The organism is Methylomonas subterranea (genome assembly GCF_024505185.1).
Lineage (GTDB): Bacteria > Pseudomonadota > Gammaproteobacteria > Methylococcales > Methylomonadaceae > Methylomonas > Methylomonas subterranea.
This window is the reverse complement of the sequence record NZ_JANIBJ010000044.1, coordinates 12,474-30,486: the sequence shown is the minus strand read 5'-3', so window position 1 is coordinate 30,486 and position 18,013 is coordinate 12,474. Positions and strand designations below refer to the sequence as shown.

Annotated in this window: 14 protein-coding genes; 9 read left to right on the top strand and 5 right to left on the bottom strand. The window is 55.9% G+C overall.

Going from position 1 to position 18,013, the window contains the following annotated elements; translation table 11 throughout:
* The 9 genes from ybgF to NP590_RS18030 all read left to right on the top strand — a co-directional run.
* The coding region (gene ybgF / locus NP590_RS18070) for a tol-pal system protein YbgF (RefSeq protein ID WP_256604066.1) at window positions 1–518 on the top strand (518 nt) is incomplete at its 5' end.
* A 7-nt stretch (window positions 519–525) separates the two neighbouring features.
* Window positions 526–1,170, top strand: coding sequence for a 7-carboxy-7-deazaguanine synthase QueE (gene queE / locus NP590_RS18065; RefSeq protein WP_256604064.1), 645 nt, complete (start codon window positions 526–528; stop codon window positions 1,168–1,170).
* Entirely contained in the window at window positions 1,154–1,864 is a 711-nt protein-coding gene (gene queC / locus NP590_RS18060; RefSeq protein ID WP_256604063.1) for a 7-cyano-7-deazaguanine synthase QueC, read from the top strand. Before queE ends, queC begins: the two co-directional genes overlap by 17 nt.
* A gap of 63 nt (window positions 1,865–1,927) precedes the next feature.
* Window positions 1,928–2,572 carry a chemotaxis protein gene (locus NP590_RS18055; RefSeq protein ID WP_504222750.1) on the top strand — a complete coding sequence of 215 codons (645 nt, stop codon included), beginning with the start codon at window positions 1,928–1,930 and terminating at the stop codon, window positions 2,570–2,572.
* A gap of 42 nt (window positions 2,573–2,614) precedes the next feature.
* A complete protein-coding gene (locus NP590_RS18050) occupies window positions 2,615–3,343 on the top strand; it encodes an oxygen-binding di-iron domain-containing protein (RefSeq protein ID WP_256604062.1) in 729 nt (242 codons plus the stop codon).
* Between the two features lie 104 nt (window positions 3,344–3,447).
* The gene (gene miaB, locus NP590_RS18045; protein WP_256604061.1) at window positions 3,448–4,827 is read left to right on the top strand and encodes a tRNA (N6-isopentenyl adenosine(37)-C2)-methylthiotransferase MiaB; all 1,380 of its coding nucleotides are present in this window, start codon (window positions 3,448–3,450) and stop codon (window positions 4,825–4,827) included.
* Window positions 4,821–5,804, top strand: a complete 984-nt coding sequence (locus NP590_RS18040; RefSeq protein WP_256604060.1) for a PhoH family protein — start codon at window positions 4,821–4,823, stop codon at window positions 5,802–5,804. Before miaB ends, NP590_RS18040 begins: the two co-directional genes overlap by 7 nt.
* 3 nt (window positions 5,805–5,807) lie before the next feature.
* Window positions 5,808–6,269, top strand: coding sequence for an rRNA maturation RNase YbeY (gene ybeY / locus NP590_RS18035; protein ID WP_256604059.1), 462 nt, complete (start codon window positions 5,808–5,810; stop codon window positions 6,267–6,269).
* On the top strand, window positions 6,266–7,105 hold the full coding sequence (locus NP590_RS18030) for a CorC family transporter (RefSeq protein ID WP_256604057.1): 840 nt from the start codon (window positions 6,266–6,268) through the stop codon (window positions 7,103–7,105). The genes ybeY and NP590_RS18030 overlap by 4 nt, the downstream gene beginning before the upstream one ends.
* 23 nt (window positions 7,106–7,128) lie before the next feature.
* Here the strand turns inward: NP590_RS18030 and NP590_RS18025 are convergent, their stop codons facing one another.
* The 5 genes from NP590_RS18025 to NP590_RS18005 form a co-directional block, all read right to left on the bottom strand.
* Window positions 7,129–9,993: a response regulator gene (locus NP590_RS18025; protein ID WP_256604055.1), complete on the bottom strand. Its 2,865-nt coding sequence runs from the start codon at window positions 9,991–9,993 to the stop codon at window positions 7,129–7,131.
* A 27-nt stretch (window positions 9,994–10,020) separates the two neighbouring features.
* Entirely contained in the window at window positions 10,021–10,632 is a 612-nt protein-coding gene (locus tag NP590_RS18020) for a YfiR family protein (RefSeq protein ID WP_256604054.1), read from the bottom strand.
* 15 nt (window positions 10,633–10,647) lie between these two features.
* Entirely contained in the window at window positions 10,648–12,660 is a 2,013-nt protein-coding gene (locus NP590_RS18015) for a TonB-dependent receptor plug domain-containing protein (protein WP_256604053.1), read from the bottom strand.
* Between the two features lie 187 nt (window positions 12,661–12,847).
* Window positions 12,848–14,611: a putative bifunctional diguanylate cyclase/phosphodiesterase gene (locus tag NP590_RS18010; RefSeq protein ID WP_256604052.1), complete on the bottom strand. Its 1,764-nt coding sequence runs from the start codon at window positions 14,609–14,611 to the stop codon at window positions 12,848–12,850.
* Between the two features lie 159 nt (window positions 14,612–14,770).
* On the bottom strand, window positions 14,771–18,013 hold the full coding sequence (locus tag NP590_RS18005; RefSeq protein WP_256604051.1) for an EAL domain-containing protein: 3,243 nt from the start codon (window positions 18,011–18,013) through the stop codon (window positions 14,771–14,773).

Sequence of the window (18,013 nt, the reverse complement as noted above, 5' to 3'; positions counted from 1 at the left end):
CGGCTCCGGCCGCCGTGGTCGAGCCGGCGCGGGAGCCCGTTCCGGTTCCGGTTCCGGCGGCCGCGCCATCGGTTCCCGCGGCGCCCGCCGTCGAACCCAAAGCCGTGGAGGCGCCTGTATCGGTTGCCGGCCCCGCCAAGGCCGGTGAAAAAGAGCGTTACCAGGAAGCCTACGAAACCTTGCGTAACGGCCATAATGCCAAGGCCATCCAGATGTTCGAAGCCTTGCAATCCGACTACCCGGCCGGCGAATTCAGCGATAGCTCACAATACTGGCTGGGCGAGGCTTACAAAATCAATCGGGAAAACGACAAGGCCAGGGCGGCATTCAACAAGGTTGTTAATCAATATCCCAATAGTTCGAAGGTGCCGGATGCACTGTTAAAACTGGGGTACATCGAATTCGACCAGCAGAATCTGGCCAAGGCGCGGGATTATTTGACGCGTGTCGTGGCCAGTTATCCCGGAAGCACCGCCGCGCATTTGGCGAGTAAAAAGCTGGCGCAAATGCCGCAATAAATCTGGCATGGATTTATCGCTCCGGATTACCGAAATCTTTTATTCCTTGCAAGGCGAATCCAATACGGTGGGGCTGCCCACCGTGTTCATACGTCTTACGGGCTGTCCCTTACGTTGTGTTTATTGCGACACCGCTTACGCCTTTAGTGGCGGAGAAAAACAAACCCTGCCGCAAATCATTTCGCAAGTCGAAACTTACGCCACCCCATACGTTACCGTAACCGGCGGAGAACCGCTGGCGCAACCGGCTTGCAATGCGTTGATGGTCGAGTTGTTGAATGCGGGTTATCAGGTGTCCTTGGAAACCAGCGGCGCCCTGGATATTTCAGGCGTCGATCCCCGCGTCGTCAAGGTGATGGATTTGAAAACACCCGGCTCGGGAGAAATGCCGCGCAACCTGTACAGCAATCTCGACCATCTGACGGAGCGGGACCAGATCAAATTCGTCATTGCCGACGCGGCCGATTACGAATGGTCCAGGCGGCAGTTGCTTGAGCATAGGCTGCAGGAGCGTTGCCAAGTGCTGTTTTCGCCGGTCATGGGTCAAATGCCGCCGGCCACTTTGGCGGACAGGATATTGGCGGATCGGCTGCCGGTTCGTTTTCAGATTCAACTGCACAAATATCTTTGGGACGATGCAAGAGGAAAATAGCTTAAAGGCCGCGAATGGCGGCGAGCCGAAAAACGCCATCATTTTATTGTCCGGCGGCCTGGATTCTATTACGGTATTGGCTCTGGCTAAACAGCAAGGCTACGACTGTTACGCGCTCAGCTTCGACTACGGCCAGCGGCATAATGCCGAGCTGGCGGCGGCCAGGAGCATAGCCCGGCGGTATGGGGTTCTCGACCACAAAATCATCCGTCTCGGTTTGGACAGTATCGGCGGTTCGGCGCTGACCGACGATCATATCGAGGTGCCTCGGTCGCCGGCGGAAGGCATACCGGTTACCTATGTGCCGGCCCGCAATACCATCTTTCTGGCATTTGCGCTGGGTTGGGCGGAAGTGTTGGATGCGCGCGACGTGTTTATCGGCGTCAATGCGGTGGATTATTCCGGATATCCTGATTGCCGGCCGGAGTTTATCGAGGCCTTTCAAAACATGGCCAATCTGGCCACCAAGGCCGGGGTGGAAGGGCAAGAAATTCGGATTCATACCCCATTGATTGCAATGAGCAAGGCGGAAATCATCTGCCAAGGTACAGCCCTGGGAGTCGATTATGCCAGCACCGTGTCCTGTTATGCCGCCGACAGCCAGGGCAGGGCATGCGGCTGTTGCGATGCCTGCCGCCTGCGCAAGGCCGGGTTTGCCCAGGCGGGGGTGGCCGATCCAACCTGTTACCGCTAACGTATTTTTTAGCGAAAAAGTGCGCGGCCGAGATTTGTGGATTATGCTATCCGCCCGATGAGAATGTTCCGTAAATCCGATACCGAGCCGACCATGCAAGTGAGTCCCAGCAAGTCCCAGTTTGTTGCCGTTGCTTCAATTGCCGCCGAATTAAGCGCTGTGATGGAGGTGGCCAAGGAAATTTCGTTGGCGGCGGCCAACGCCAAGGCCATTGCGTTCAGGGCCGGCGAGAAGGCCAAGGGTTTCCAGCCGATTACCGACTTCATCAATGAGCTGGCAAAGGAGACCATAGCGCTGGTCAACGACATCAACGAACATGCGCTGAAACTTTACCGCTTGACAGTCAAGGAACATCGAATGGCCGAGGCTTGCAAGCGTTTCGAGAAAGTTGCCGCCAGTGCCGAGTCGGCACTCCACGCGGCGTCGTTGCGGGAGTCTCTGCAACAAACCAGGCAACGGCACGCGGACTGTCATAGGGAGTTTTCCAGACACGTCTCCGAATTGCTGTCCCAGCTTGCCGACGTCATGCACCCGGCGCGGGCGGCGAGGGTGATCGCGGCCAACTCCCGCATCGAGGCCTCCCAGGCCGGCGAATACCTGCAAAGTCTGCAGGCGGTGGCGGAAAGTGTCGACCATGCCGCCCAGATCATTCACGACAAGGTGCATAAATGCCGCGGCGCATTGAGCATGATCGGCACCGCCGCCTGAATCCCCCCAAAAACACCGCTTATCAGCGAGGCAAAGTTATCCATGAAAATGACCAAAATTTACGAGGGCGCCTACCAATGGATCATGTACGGCCGCGACCCGTATAAGCCGGATAACATCATCGACACCAATCAATATGTGGTGCGCACCGACAAACGCTGCCTGCTGATCGATCCCGGCGGCATCGAGCTGTTTGCACCCATGCTGGCGGCGGTGTTGCATCATGCGCCGGTGGATGAAATCACCGACTTGTTTGCCTCGCATCAGGATCCGGACATTATTTCATCGCTGGGCCTGTGGGATCAGGCCCTGCCGCATGCCAAGCTGCATGCCGCCGCCTTGTGGGAAGGATTTCTGCGCCATTTCGGCTGCGAAAGCATTCAATATGTGCCGATTGCCGATAACGGCGGCGTGATCAATCTGGGCAGCGTGGAACTGCAGATCGTGCCCGCCCACTATTTGCACTCTTCCGCTAATTTCAATATTTACGACCCGCAAGCCAAAATTTTCTTTTCCGGGGATATCGGTGCGGCCCTGGAAGCGCCGGGCAAGCCGGTGTTTGTGGAAAATTTCGATGCGCATGTGGAAAAAATGCGCTATTTCCACCAACGCTGGATGCCTTCCAATCAGGCCAAGCGGGCCTGGATAGACAGGGTGCGCGGCTTGGATATCGACATTCTAGCGCCCCAGCACGGCCGCATGTTCAAGGGAGACGATGTGAAGCGTTTTCTGGACTGGTTTGAAGCCCTACAAGTCGGGATTGCCGTATAAAACAAGCATTTGCCGTGAATAATGGTTATAATTCGCCGAAAATGAGCCCTCGTCGCAAGACGGGGGTTTTTTGTTAGAGGGTGTTTTGGAGTATCTCAGCAAGCATGGCGCAAAAACTTTATATACAAACCAACGGTTGTCAGATGAACGAGTACGATTCCGATAAAATGCGGGACGTGCTGCTGGCCTCGCACGGTCTGGAATTGACCGACATTCCGGAACAAGCCGACGTTTTATTGTTGAATACCTGCTCGATTCGGGAAAAGGCCCAGGAAAAGGTGTTTTCCGCCGTCGGCCGCTGGAAAAAAATCAAGGACAAACGGCCCGATGTGATCATCGGCGTCGGCGGCTGCGTGGCCAGTCAGGAAGGGGCGGCAATCCAAAAGCGCGCGCCCTATGTGGACATCGTGTTCGGCCCGCAGACTCTGCACCGTCTGCCGGAACTGTTGAACAAGGCCCGTGGCGGCGACAATCATGTGGTCGATATCTCGTTCCCGGAAATCGAAAAATTCGACAACCTGCCGGAACCGCGCGCCGAAGGCCCCAAGGCTTTTGTTTCGGTGATGGAAGGTTGCAGCAAATACTGCACATATTGCGTGGTGCCGTATACCCGCGGCGAGGAAGTCAGCCGGCCCTTGAACGACGTGATTGCCGAGATCGAGACATTGGCCAGACAAGGCGTGCGCGAGATCAATCTGCTGGGCCAGAATGTCAATGCCTATCGCGGCGAAATGGAAGACGGCGATATCGCCGGTTTCGCGCTGCTGCTGCACTATGTCGCCGCCGTTGACGGCATCGACCGTATCCGCTTTACCACCTCGCATCCGTTGGAATTTACCGACGATATCATTGAAGCCTTTGCCGAGATTCCGCAACTGGTCAATCATTTGCATTTGCCGGTACAAAGCGGCAGCAACCGGATCCTGGCGGAAATGAAACGCGGCCACGCGCGCGAGGACTACCTGGAAATCATGCGCAAAATCAAAGCCGCGCGGCCCGGCATCAGTTTATCTTCCGATTTCATCGTCGGCTTCCCGGGCGAAACCGAGCAGGACTTTGAAGATACCATGGCGCTGATCGAAGAAGTGGGTTTCGATTTTTCCTACAGCTTTATTTTCAGCGCCAGACCCGGCACCCCGGCTGCGAATTATCCCGACGATGTCGGTATGGAGGTAAAGGAGCAACGCCTACAGCGCCTGAAAGCGCGCTTGAACGAAATGTTCATGGCTATTTCCGAGGCCATGGTGGGTTCGGTGCAAAGCGTGCTGGTCGAAGGCGTTTCCAAGAAAAACCCCTTGCATTTGACCGGCCGCACTGAAAACAATCGGGTGGTCAATTTTGCCGCCCATCCGCGCCTGATCGGCCAGTTTGTCGATGTGCTGATTACCGAAGCGCTGCCGAATTCGCTACGCGGTCGGGTGGTCGAATCCTCGGTCGAAAAAATTCCGCAAAGTCCCTCCAGTGGCATAAAGGTCGCGTGTTGACAACGGCTCATCATTCAAAGGAAATCACCTTATTACCGGCGGACAACCAACGATTGTCCAATTTCTGCGGGCAACTGGATATTCATCTGCGGCAGATCGAGCAACGGCTGCAGGTGGATATCGCCAATCGCGGCAATCACTTTAAAATTACCGGTGTCGATGCCGCCGTCAAGGCCGCTTGCGCGGTGATGCGAAAATTATTCGACCAGGCGGACAAGGAGGAAATTACGCCGGAACAAGTGCATTTGAGTTTGCAGGATGCCAGCATAGATCAATTGTTGCAGACGGCACCCACGCCCAAGCCCGATCTGGTCGCCATCAAAACCAAGCGCGGCGTCATCAAGGGCAGGGGAGAAAACCAGCAGGAATATTTGCGCAAGATTCTCAGTCATGATATTAATTTCGGCGTCGGGCCCGCCGGCACCGGCAAGACCTTTTTGGCGGTAGCCTGCGCGGTGGAGGCATTGCAAAACGAAACCGTGCGGCGCATCATCTTGGTCAGGCCCGCCGTCGAAGCCGGCGAAAAACTGGGTTTTTTACCAGGCGACATGGCGCAAAAGGTCGACCCCTATTTGCGGCCTCTGTACGATGCCTTGTACGATATGCTGGGTTTTGAGCGGGTGGAGAAGTTGTTGGAGAAAAATGTCATCGAGGTGGCTCCCCTGGCGTTCATGCGCGGCCGCACCCTCAACGATTCCTTTATCATTCTGGATGAAGCCCAAAACACCACCACCGAGCAAATCAAAATGTTTCTGACCCGGGTGGGCTTCGGTTCCACGGCCGTCATTACCGGCGACGTGACGCAAATCGATTTGCCCAGCGAGAAAATGTCGGGCCTGAAGCATGTACTGAAGGTGTTGAAGGATGTGGAAGGCATCAGCTTTACCTTTTTCGGGGTGCGCGACGTGGTCAGGCACCCGCTGGTGCAGCGTATCGTGGCCGCCTATGACCGTTACGAGCAGGATCAAACCGCTTAAAACATGAACTATCTGGACATACAAATCGCCACCGAAAGTAGCGATATTCCCAGTGAATCGCAGTTTCAAGGCTGGGTCGACACGGTGCTGGCGGATCCCGGCCAGGACAGCGAAATCGTGATTCGTCTGGTTGACGATGCCGAAAGCGCCGATTTGAATCTGCGCTACCGGCATAAAGCCGGTCCCACCAATATTTTGAGTTTTCCCTTCGAAGCACCGGCCGGCATGGCGTCCGAACTGCTGGGCGACTTGGTCATTTGTGCCCCCTTGATTGCCCGCGAAGCCCGACAGCAACACAAGCAGCCCGCGGACCACTGGGCGCATATTACCATGCACGGTATCTTGCATTTGCTGGGCTACGACCATATCGAAGAGGACGAAGCCGAGGAAATGGAAGCGCTGGAGATCAGGCTTTTGAAGCAGTTGAATATAGCCAACCCCTATCAGGAAGCGAGTACGCAATGAGCGACGGTTATCCCCCGAGTAGTCAGCCCCATCAGAGAAGTTTGCTGGAACGCATCAGCCATTTCCTGACCGGGGAGCCGCAAGACCAGGAAGATTTGCTGGAAATACTCAGAGAATCGGAAGAAAAACACCTGCTGGATTCCGATTCCTTAGCCATGATAGAAGGCGTCATGCAGGTTTCTGAGATGCGGGTCAGGGATATCATGATTCCACGTTCGCAAATGGTAGTGGTACCCCGGGAAGCCGAGCTGGAAACCATATTTCCGCTGGTCATCGAATTTGCCCATTCCCGCTTTCCGGTCATAGAAGAAGATCGCAGCAAGGTGGTCGGCGTACTGCTGGTGAAGGATTTGCTGGCGCACGTGTTGCAAAACAAAGCCCTTAAAGTGGAAGACGTGATGCGTCCCATGAGCGTGGTGCCGGAAAGCAAGCGTTTGAATGTGTTGCTAAAGGAATTTCGTACCGAACGCAATCATATGGCGATTGTGGTCGACGAATACGGCAATGCGGCCGGTTTGGTGACCATCGAAGACGTGTTGGAGCAAATCGTCGGTAAAATCGAAGACGAACACGACGAAGACGAGACGCGCGATTACATTTCGCAGCGTAGCGAGCGCGAATTCATCGTCAGCGCGCTGACCCCGATAGCGGAATTCAACGACTATTTTTCCGTCGATCTGGAAGACAGCGAATGCGACACCGTGGGCGGCTTGATTCTGCAACGATTGGAGCACTTTCCCAAAAAAGGCGAAAAAGTCGAGATTGAGGACTTTAATTTTGAAGTGCTGCGGGCCGATAACCGCCGGGTTCACTTGTTGAAACTGAAAATCAAATGATATCGAATTGCCGAGTTTGGGTTTTAAACATAACGAGCCAACTCTGATTCGACTACGGCCCACTCCTCCCTTATCTGTTCCAGCGTCTGATCCGAACCGTCGGCCTGCCGGTTGCGCGCCGCATGTTCGATCCGGGCGCATAACTCGGCCAACCTGAAAGCCCCCATCTGCCTGCTGCTGGATTTCAGCGTATGAGCGGTCGAACGGACGTCACCGAGATCGCCGCTGTCGATGGCTTGCTCCAGCGAGGTCAGCAAGTCAGCCGCTTGGGTTAGATACAGCTTGATGGCCTGGATCAACAAGCCGTTGCCTGCGGCTGGATCCAACTGGCGAATGGCTTCCAGCGCGGCGGCGTCGATAGCGGATTTCGTGCCGCCGGACGCGCTGGCGGCATGCCCGTTTTCCATTGGCGGCTGCCCTGATTCCGCCGCCCATCCCGCGGCTGTTTCGGCGCCAACGGCAAAATCCGCGTCCGCCAGGACGGAAAACTTATCCTGGGTCCAACGGCTGATGATTTTTTGCAAGGATGCGCGGGTAAAAGGCTTGGTCAAATAATCGTCCATGCCGGCCAACAGGCATTTCTCCCGGTCGCCTTCGATGGCGTTGGCGGTCAGGGCGATAATCGGGAAGCGGCCAAGGCGGCCGCTGTCTTGCCGGCGCCTGATTTCCCGGGTAGCCTCGTAACCGTCCATCTCCGGCATCATGCAATCCATCAACAACAGATGGTAGGTTTTCAACTCGACTGCCCTGAGCGCTTCCAGACCATTTTCGACGATTTCAACCTTGCAGCCGAAGCTTTGCAGCATGGCCTGGACCACGGCCTGATTGACCCTATTGTCCTCGGCCAGCAGGATTCGTCCGGCCCGCGCTGACGGAACTATCTTGAGCGGATTTTCCGCGCGGGGCGAGCGGTTGGCGGCTTGCGGCGCGTTTTGCATGGCACGGTACAGATCGGTCTTGTGTATCGGTTTGCGAATGAATGCGGCGAATCCACCGCGCCGCGCCGCGCCGAAATCGTCATCGATATCGACATCGAGCTGAGCCGGACCCGACAGTATCAGCGGCGGGGCGGCAAATTCCGTGCTGGATTTGATGCGTTTACCGAGTTCGATTGCGTCCGCCAGCGCCATTTTCAGATCAATGATGACCAAATCGTAGGGATGGGCGTTGTCCGCCGCCCGGCTCAGCATCTCCAAGGCCATGTCGCCGTTGGCCGCTGTATCCGCCAGCATGCCCCAGGATAGGCAGTGGTCGTATAGGCTGTCGCGGTTCGCCGGCGCGTCTTGCACAAGCAGCAGCTTCAAGCCCGTCAAGTCGGCGGACTCCGGCGATGAGTCCGCTTGCCGATCCGCGCTTGATGCGGGCAACGGCAAGGTAAACGAAAAGGCGGAGCCCGCGCCGAAACGGCTGCTGACAGCCATTTCGCCCGCCATCATGTCAACCAGTTGCTTGGAAATCGATAAACCCAGACCGGTGCCGCCATATTTACGGGTGGTCGAGTTATCGGCCTGGGAGAAGGGTTTGAACAGATAGGGGAGCACCGCTTCGTCTATGCCTATGCCGGTATCGCTGACAGTGATTCGTACCCGATAGTTGGCTTGTTCGTCCGGCGGCTTGCCGTTCCCGACGCTATCCGACAGGCAGACATCGACGGCGATGCCGCCTTGCCCGGTGAATTTGATGGCATTGCTCAACAGATTGGTGAGGATTTGCCGCAAGCGGGTGGGATCGCCCTTGACCCGGTCGGGCACGTCTTCGGCAATCCGGTAGCTGAGTTCCAGCTTTTTGCCCCTGGCCCGTTCGATAAACAAATCGACCACGTCCTCAATGGTTTCATGCAGGCTGAAGTCCACATTTTCAAGCTGTAAATGCCCGGCCTCGATTTTGGAAAAGTCCAGAATATCGTTGATGATGGCCAGCAAGGATTCGCCGGATTTATGCGCGTTTTCGGTAAAGCGCCGTTGCTCCGCGCTTAATGGCGTACTCAGCAACATTTCCGTCATGCCCAGCACGCCATTCATGGGTGTGCGGATTTCATGGCTCATGTTGGCCAGGAAGCGCGATTTGGCGGCATTGGCCGCCCTGGCCTGTTCCACCGCGCGCAATAAATCCGCCGTCCGGCTTTCGATGGTTTGTTCGAGCTGGTCCCGATGGCGCTGCAGTTCGGCATCCCGCTCCTGAACCCTCGAGATCATGCCGTTGAAGCTTTTAACCAATTGGCTGATTTCGTCCCGACCCTCCGCCGAGGCTCTTAACGAATAATTGTTTTCCCGCGTCACTTGTTGGGCCAACAGGGCCAAGCGGATCAGCGGCGATGAGACATGCGCCGCCAGGCGTCGGCCATAAAATATGCTTAACAAAAACGCCAGCAGCATGACCAGGCAAATTTGGCCGAAATTATTGGCCAAGCCCCACCACATCGGCCGCAGATCGAGCCGCAGGTATAAATAACCCGCGATGTCGCCCTGTTGAAATATGGGGTGAATGACGCTACGCGACAGCAGGTTTACGGATTCTGCTTGCAGTTGGCCTTCGGCCGCCGATAGCGAATCCGGCAGTTCGCTAAGAGCGGTATCCAGGGGATATTGCGCCAGGAGCCCACCCGACGCGGTGTACAGCCGGGCCGCAATGACATTGGGTTTGCCGCGCAAGGCGGCCAGCACGTCGGCGGCCGAACGGCTGTCTTCGAACAACAGCGCCGCCGCCGCGTTGAAACCTATCATGTTGCCGGTCGATTGGGCGTCCGCCAATGTCTTATGGTATTCGTGCCAAAGCTGGGTGACACTGCTGACTATCAGGGTAAACAACAGCGCCAAGCCAACCGTCATGGCCTGCAAGCGATGCAGTTTGCCGGTGATGGATAAATTGGCCAGTCGTTGTTGTTGCATGGTTTTTTTAATATTGCAAAGCGGTCGCTATTCGCTGATGACGCGCTTGGCCAACTTCAGCAATTGGGCGCCGATGTGTACGCCATTAGTATTGGCCGCGGCCAGATTGATTTCGAAATTCAGACGATTGTCGCTTTGCATCAGGCTTATGGTGCCGCCCTGGTCGATAAAGTCCGGTTGGTCGCCGACCGTGACTACCGGCAGGCCCCTCAGTTTTTGAATAACGGCCGAGGCATGTTTCGATGCGCCGATAAAAACCAAATGACAGTTTTTCAAATCGTTAATATTGACTTCGCGCCTTATGCGCATGGGTTTGTTGGCGATGGTCTTGGCTTGCAGTATTGTCAGACTGTCGCCCAGATTATCGTTTTCGGTGGTACACAGGCTGAAGGCATCCTGGCCCGCGATGGCCTCGGGCCAGTCGATAAATTTGAAGAAATTATACAAAAAGGCGGTTTTTACCGCCGCTTCGCCGGCCGATTCAGCATGTGCATGACTGCTTAAGGGGATAGCCAATAGCGCAATCAGGCACCATTGCTTGAAATCCGGGGCGGTTTTACCGTGCGCGCGGCATGCGGATTGCTCGACGGCGGAATCTTCACATTGACGGGTGGGGCTCGGTGCTGCCGCGCAATTCATGATCGGATTCTCGCCTCAATAAGTGAATTGTAGGTTGAGGCGGAATTCGCGGCCATTCATGCGCAGGATGTTTTGAGCAATGTCGTTGGGTCCGGTACCTCCGAGCATTTGATAATGGCTGTCGAACAGATTGTAGGCACCCACCGAAACGTCCAGCCCCGGCGCAATCCGATCGCTGCTCAGGTTGAGGTTGAGTTGATAATAGGCATCGGCCACGCCGGTTTGCGAGGTGCGGCGCTCATCGACAAAGATGTTTTCGATCCCCAACTTGGCAAAGTTGTCGAACAAGGGTTCGGCGTAATGCAGTTTGAACAGGTTGCGCGGCGAGGCGGGAGCCCAACTGGCACCGGCCGTTTCGTTGCTCAGGCGGTTATTGCTGTAAGAAGCCTTGATATAGCGGCCACTGTCCCAGTGTTGTTCAGCTTCCAGTTCGAAGCCGAGCGCGTGATAGTGGTCTTTATTGATAAATGGGCCGGCCGCGCCGAACCCAGGCTCGATGATTTGCTCGAGAATCCGGGTCATATCGTTGAAAAACACCGCGCCGACTAATTTCAGGCCGCTGCCGGAGCGCCATTCCGCGACGCCTTCGTAGCTTTTGATGCGTTCTTCGGAATTGTTCGGATTGGGCGTGTTGGCAAAGGAGCTGTAGTCGCGTTCCCAGGCATTCGGGGCGCGGAAGCTGGAGCTATAGAGCAGTTTGAAGGTGGCGCTGTCCAATGGATTCCAGATCAGACCCAGCCGAGGGTTGAGTTGCAGGTTCTTCAGCATGTGATGATAATCCAGCCGCAGGCCGGCGCTGAAGATCAGCTCATCCAGAATCTGAATGTCGTCCTGGCCATACAGTTCCAGACGGTGGCCGTTGCGATGACTATCCAGATACAGGTTGTAGGGGGCGCTATCGTAGTTCAACTGCCGTTGGCGTTGATCGTATTGATACTCCAAGCCCAGCAATAGTCTGTGGCGCTCAAATGCCGTGGAGGTCAACTGCGCTTCACCGCCCCACCAGCGACCGCTGGCGCTATCGCTATTAACGACCCGACCGCCGGCGTCGTAGGGATATTCGCCCTTGTACGAGTAACCTTGGTAGAAGCCTTTCAGGCGCAGGGCATTTTTGTCGGTCAGCGCTTTTTGGTAAGTCAGGTTGGAAAAGAACTGCTGGTCGGTGGTGTGCGTTTGCGGATCGTTGAAAATAGACCCGTACGCGGCGGTGGGTATGCGCTTGTAACGATCGACGTAGCCCGCGCTCAAGCTGAAGTCCTGAAACTTGAACTTGCCGAACAAGCGATCGGCCCGTTCGGTATCCATGTTGCGGGCGATACCGTTATTGTTGGACGGCTGGTCGAATTCCCCGAAATACAGCTTTTCCACGCCGGCGCTGTCGTAATGCGAGGCGGATAGCAAAATATCGGCACCGTTTTCCAGCGTCTTGCCGAAACTGGCGCGGCCCTGGTAAGTGTCGAAGCTGCCGACTTGTCCGGCCAACTGCGCGCCACCGATGGCGCCGCCGTTTTTGCTGACGACATTGATCAAGCCGGAAAAGGCGTTGGCGCCGTAGATCGATGAGCCGGAGCCGGGAATGAATTCTATGCGTTCTATCAAACCGATATCCAGCATGAATTCCTGGCCGACATAGCCGCCATCGTAAAGATTTTCATTCATGCGCTGACCGTCGATCATGATCAACACGCGCGAATTGTAATCGTTGGGATGTTGAAATCCGCGTACCCCCAGGTAACTGTAGTTTCTGTCGTTGCTGGCGTACAGTCCGCGCATGGCGTTGAGGGCTTCCGCCAGTGTGCGCCAGCCGAAGGTGCGTATATCGTCGGCCGTCAGCACCGAAATGGACGCTGGGGCCTTGTTGGCATCTTGTCCCAGGCGCGAGGCGCTGATGATTTCAACATTCAGCAGCTCTTCCAGGGAAAGACCGGTTAGATCCTCGCTGTCGCCATGAATCGCCAGCGCCCGCGCGCTTGATATCAGCAGCAAGGCGGCGCCAATCAGTTTGCGGGGCTTTGCAAATACATTCATCTGAAAAGTGGGGGCCGAAGTTTATTGTTCATCCGTAAATCGGAATATGGCAAGCGGGTTTTGTTCGATGTGTCCGAGGCGGCCGGCGCGCTCATTCCGGAAACGGTAAATGATAGACGTTGCGGGCCTGGCCGGGCATCGAAGGTTCCGTTTTTACAGGGTTCGGCCTTGCCGGGCGGCGCGGCTTTCAAAATGGCGCGGGGTCATTGAACTCTTTTTGCAGAAATTTAAAAATTTCGGCCGAGGGTAGTGGTTTACTCAACAAAAACCCCTGGGCTTCGCTGCAATGCTTTTGCGATAAAAAGGCCAGTTGACTGTCGGTTTCGACGCCTTCGGCGATGACTTTCATGTTCATGCTTTCGGCCATGGCGATGATGGCAATCACGATGGCCGCGTTATCCTGGTCCTGTTCGATGTTATGCACGAAGCTGCGGTCGATTTTCAAGCGGTCTATGGGGAAACTTTTCAGCCGGCTCAGACTGGAATAACCGGTGCCGAAGTCGTCGATCGCCAGTTCAACCCCGATTTGCTTCAAGGCTTGCAGAACGTTCAACACCACTGCCTCGTCATTGACCAACACACTCTCCGTGAGCTCCAGTTCCAACAACGCGGGTTCCAGACCGGTTTCCGCCAGTATCCTTTTCACCAACAATGGAAAGCCCTTGTGCAGGAACTGAATCGCCGAGACGTTGACCGCCATGCGGCCGAGAGGAATACCGCTGTCCCTTAATTTCCTGGCCTGCAGACAGGCTTGCCGCAGTACCCATTCGCCGATACCGACGATCAGGCCGGTTTCCTCGGCCACCGGAATGAAGTCGGTCGGAGAAAGCCGGCCGAGTTCCCGGCAATTCCAGCGTATCAGGGCTTCCAGCGCGCAAAAGCGGCCCTGGCCGATATCCAGTTGCGGCTGGTAATGCAGTTCCAGTTCGTTGAGTTCCACTGCCTTGCGCAGGTGGCTTTCCAGCTTGAGCCGGTGCAAGGCCGTTTCGGACATTCTGGCCGTGAAATATTGATAGTTGTTGCCGCCCCGGCGCTTGGCGTAATACATGGCCAGATCGGCGTTTTTCAACAATTCCTCCGCCACTTCGCCGTCGTCGGGATAGATGGCTATGCCTATACTGGTGGCCATATAGAGTTCGTGATCGCCGATAATCAGCGGCTGATTCAAGTTCAACCTGATGCGCTCGGCAACGCAGGCGACGTCATCCTTGCGGTTGATCATAGATATCAGGACCGTAAACTCGTCGCCGCCCAACCGCGCCAAGGTCGGATTGTCTTGCGGGTTGTTCCGGCACAGCGCCTCGTCGCGGGTACGGATGCTGTTGCGCAAGCGCTCGCTGGTGGCTTGCAGCACCAAGTCGCCCAGATGATGGCCCAAGGTATCGTTGATGCGCTTGAAGCCGTCCAGATCCAGGAACAGCACGCCCAGTTTCATCTGTTGCCGCTCCGCCAAGCCAATCAGACGCTGCAAGTTTTCCTTGAAGAACTGCCGGTTGGGTAACTCGGTCAGACTGTCGAAATACGCCAGCCGGTGCAGTCTTTGTTCGCTTTCCCATAGGTGCACGGTGGTCTGACTGGCCCTGAGCATGTAGCGAATCCGGTAATTCAGCAAGGGGATGTTGATGGGTTTGGTGATGAAATCGGTGGCGCCGGTCTCAAAGGCATGCTGGATGGATTCGATGTCTTCCAGTCCCGTCATCATCAGCACCGGTATGTGCCGGCCATTCGGCAGCGTTCTTAGCGCAGCGCAGGCGGCAAAGCCATCCATGCCGTCGGGCATCAAAACATCCAGCAACACGGCATCGGCGCCAATGTCCTTGAATATCGCAAGACCAGCCTCGCCGCCGGCGGCTTCCGAAACCGTAAAACCGGCCGCCCGCAAGGCATTGCTTACCAGCAAGCGAACCAGTGGGTCGTCGTCTATAAGCAGGATGTGAGCGGGCTCGCGCATTGATCGATATTTCAACGATGAAAATGCCGGGCATTATGCGGGGGAATCTGAAATAAAGTAAGAACTTATGCGTGGTTTTGTCGGCTCCGGCAAAGTTTACTCCGGCGGTAAAAGTTTGCTTGGACCAGCGTACCGATCAAGCAGGCCTCTCGGGCTCATTCACGGCGTGCGGTCCGGCGTGTCGGCCTGTTCCCGCTGGCCAAGCAGTTGTTCGAATTCGGCGGCGGGCAGAGGCTTGGCGAACAAATAACCCTGTCCGTAATCGCAGCCCGCCGCCAACAGCAGATCCCGTTGCCCGGCGGTTTCGATGCCTTCCGCAATCACTTTCATGCCCAGTTTGTGCGCCATCGCGATGATGGCTTCGCAGAGCGCCATATCGTTGGAGTTCGGCGCCAAATGACTGACGAAGGAGCGGTCTATTTTCAGATAGTCGATGTTGAATTTTTTCAGATAGGCCAAAGCCGAATAACCGGTGCCGAAGTCGTCCAGCGACACCTGCATGCCCGACCGGTGGAACATGGCTAAGGTTTCGGATACTTCGGGACTGGCTTCCAACAGCAGGCCCTCGGTAATTTCAATCGCAACGCAGTCACCAGGCAGACCTAGGTCGCGCAAATGTTGCAGCCATAGCGGATGTTGCCGGCCACCCTTGAAAAATTGCAGGGGGGATTTGTTGATGCTGATCTGAAGTGGCGTTTGATAGCGTTCGCGCCATTGCGCGACCTGACGGGTGGCCTGTTTGAATACCCAGTCGCCAATTTCGCCGATGATGCCGATATCCTCGGCGACGGAAATAAAGTTGTTCGGGCTGAACAATGAGGGGTTGTCGGGATGGTTCCAGCGCAGCAAGGCTTCGGCCTTTTGGAACAGGCCGCTACTCAGGTTCACAATGGGTTGATAATACAGTTCGAATTGCCGTTCGGCCAAGGCTTTGCGCAAGTCGACGGCCGTTTGCATTTTTAGCATGGCGGCTTCCCGCATGGAGGCCGAGAAAAAACTGTAGCGGTTGCGCCCCTGCTGCTTGGCGGCGTACATGGCCTGATCGGCGTTTTTGATCAGTATGTCTTCATTATCGCCGTCTTGCGGATAAAAGGTCACGCCGATACTGGCGGATACGTAGGCCTGATGATCACGGAGCTGGAACGGCTCGGCCATCTTAGCCAGGATATCCCGGATGATGCGTTCAATACCCGATACATCCTCCAGTTCATCCAGAATCAGGGTGAATTCGTCTCCTCCCAAGCGGGCCACGGTGTCGGATTCGCGCACGCAGCTCCGCAGACGTTGGGCCGCATCGTTTAACAACAGGTCGCCCATGGCGTGACCCAGGGTGTCGTTGACTTCCTTGAAGCGGTCCAGATCCAGAAACAGCAACGCCAAGGGCAATTGTTTCCGGTGCGCCTTTTTAAGCAGTTGCGTCAGCCTGTCATGGAACATGCGCCTGTTGGGTAAGCCGGTCAGCGGGTCGAAATAGGCCTGTTCCCAGATCAATTGCGCGGACTGTTTCTGTTGTGTAATGTCTTCGACGATGGACCAAATATACTGTCGACCGTCGCTACCGTCGATCAGCACGCCGTTCAACCGAATCGGGATTTTATGCCCGTCCCGATGTTGATATTCTTTTTCGTAGGGGCCGTATTTACCTGTCTCCGCCAGCGCTTTCAGTTGTTGCATTTCCCGGGCTTTGTATTCCGGCGGCGTGAGCGCCCAGTAATCGATGCGGTTTAATTCTTCCAGTGAATAGCCGACCATATCCAGCAAGGCCTTGTTGGCTTCGATATAACGGCCGTCCATGCTGTTTTGCGCCATGCCCAGCGGAGACATTTCGAACATGGTTCTGAGTTTCTCCTCGCTGGAACGCAGAATTTGCTCGGCGCGCCTTTGCTCGGTGATGTCGATGGCAATGCCGATCAGGGCCGATTCGGTACCGGCCCGGTCGGCCAGCAGGACCTTTTTGATTTCCAAAACGTGTTTGCCGCCGTCGGCATACGTCAAAATTTCCGGCTCGGGAGCCGTATCGGGTGCCGCAACTAGGCTGGTGCCGAGTTTCAACAATCCGGCAAACTCCGGGGCGGAGAAAAAAGTCTCGTCAGCGATACCTAGGGCGTCGCGAAAGGTTTTGTTCAAAAAGCGGGATTGGCCGTCTAGCCCTATCAACCAGATGCCGAGCGGGATGTTGTCGAGTATGGTTCGCAGCTTGGCTTCGGAAGCATGCAGTGCGGCCACCTGTTGGTTTAAATTGTCGATCAGGGTGGAGAAACTGCCGGCCAGATCGCCGATTTCGTCGTTTCGTCGGCTCGGCAACTCGGGTAGCGGTTTGCCGAGTTCGAAGCGGGAAACGGTTTGGGTCATTTGCTTGAGCGGCGTGGCCAGGATGCGGGCCAGGATTAGGGATATCAGCACGGCCAGAATGCTGAACAAGGCCGTCACCTGGATGATGTTGTAGCCCAGGGCTCTGCTTTCCGCAAGCACGCTTTCCATGGGGGTAAACAAGCCCAGCATGACCGTGCGTTGGGCGCCGGCCGTACCCAAGGGTACCCGTGTAAAAGCCGCTAAGGCGCGGCCGCCGGGCAGGCTGTTCGTCAGGGTGGTGGTTTGCTGGTTCTCGCCGTCAAGAACCACTCGGCTGGCCGGTATCTCGTCCTGAATCAGAAACCTGCGCCCGCGTTCGAAGGCAAAGGTCTTGGCGGGGTCGGGATGAATCAGATAATCGCCGTTTAGGTTGGTGAGCAAGGCGTTGATGTTGGCGGGCAGGTCGCTGCGCATTTGTCTGAACAGTTCGTCGAGATTGACGTTGATGACCACGATGCCTTGCTTGTCTTGAGCTTGACTGTGTATTTTGCTGGCGACTCTGACCGTCGGCTTGCCGAAACCCAGGTGTGTGCCCAGCTCCTGATTCAGATTGATTTCCGAAACGTAAATTTGTCCCGTCGCTTGCCGCAGCGTCTCGAAAACATAGGGAAAATGATTTTTTTCCTGTAAATGCCGGTCGCCGACGATTTTGATACCGTCCAGGTCCCTATCGGTCCTGACCAGTTCCTTGCCGTGGTTGGCGGCATCTATCAGTCTGATCTGGGCGTATTCCGGGTGGGAGGCCAGCAAGCTGGCAAACACTTGCGCCAGTTGTTGCTTCGCTTGGTCGGATGAAGGGCCGGATCTGTGTTCGATGATTTGCGCCGATAGCGGCAGCGTTTGCAGAAATGTAACATCGGCCGCGATATCGGCCAGCGCGTCGCTAAAGCCGTGAGCGAACACCTGGGAGGCGGTGAGTAATTTGTCTCTTGAAGACTGAATCAGTAAATCCTGGCTGCGGACAAAAATATAGTAGCCGAACAGACCGATAGAGCAACCGCCGAACAGCGCCAGCCAGAAGCCGAGCTTGATGCCGACGCTCAAGCGCAT

Bases quoted from the DNA above. Each gene is read 5' to 3' on its own strand.
- NP590_RS18030 (WP_256604057.1), top strand. From the start codon at position 6,266: ATGAGCGACGGTTATCCCCCGAGTAGTCAGCCCCATCAGAGAAGTTTG.
- queE (WP_256604064.1), top strand. From the start codon at position 526: ATGGATTTATCGCTCCGGATTACCGAAATCTTTTATTCCTTGCAAGGC.
- NP590_RS18020 (WP_256604054.1), bottom strand. From the start codon at position 10,632: ATGAATTGCGCGGCAGCACCGAGCCCCACCCGTCAATGTGAAGATTCC.
- NP590_RS18015 (WP_256604053.1), bottom strand. From the start codon at position 12,660: ATGAATGTATTTGCAAAGCCCCGCAAACTGATTGGCGCCGCCTTGCTG.
- NP590_RS18010 (WP_256604052.1), bottom strand. From the start codon at position 14,611: ATGCGCGAGCCCGCTCACATCCTGCTTATAGACGACGACCCACTGGTT.
- NP590_RS18055 (WP_504222750.1), top strand. From the start codon at position 1,928: ATGTTCCGTAAATCCGATACCGAGCCGACCATGCAAGTGAGTCCCAGC.
- queC (WP_256604063.1), top strand. From the start codon at position 1,154: ATGCAAGAGGAAAATAGCTTAAAGGCCGCGAATGGCGGCGAGCCGAAA.
- miaB (WP_256604061.1), top strand. From the start codon at position 3,448: ATGGCGCAAAAACTTTATATACAAACCAACGGTTGTCAGATGAACGAG.
- NP590_RS18005 (WP_256604051.1), bottom strand. From the start codon at position 18,013: ATGCGCTTGAGCGTCGGCATCAAGCTCGGCTTCTGGCTGGCGCTGTTC.
- NP590_RS18050 (WP_256604062.1), top strand. From the start codon at position 2,615: ATGAAAATGACCAAAATTTACGAGGGCGCCTACCAATGGATCATGTAC.
- NP590_RS18025 (WP_256604055.1), bottom strand. From the start codon at position 9,993: ATGCAACAACAACGACTGGCCAATTTATCCATCACCGGCAAACTGCAT.
- ybeY (WP_256604059.1), top strand. From the start codon at position 5,808: ATGAACTATCTGGACATACAAATCGCCACCGAAAGTAGCGATATTCCC.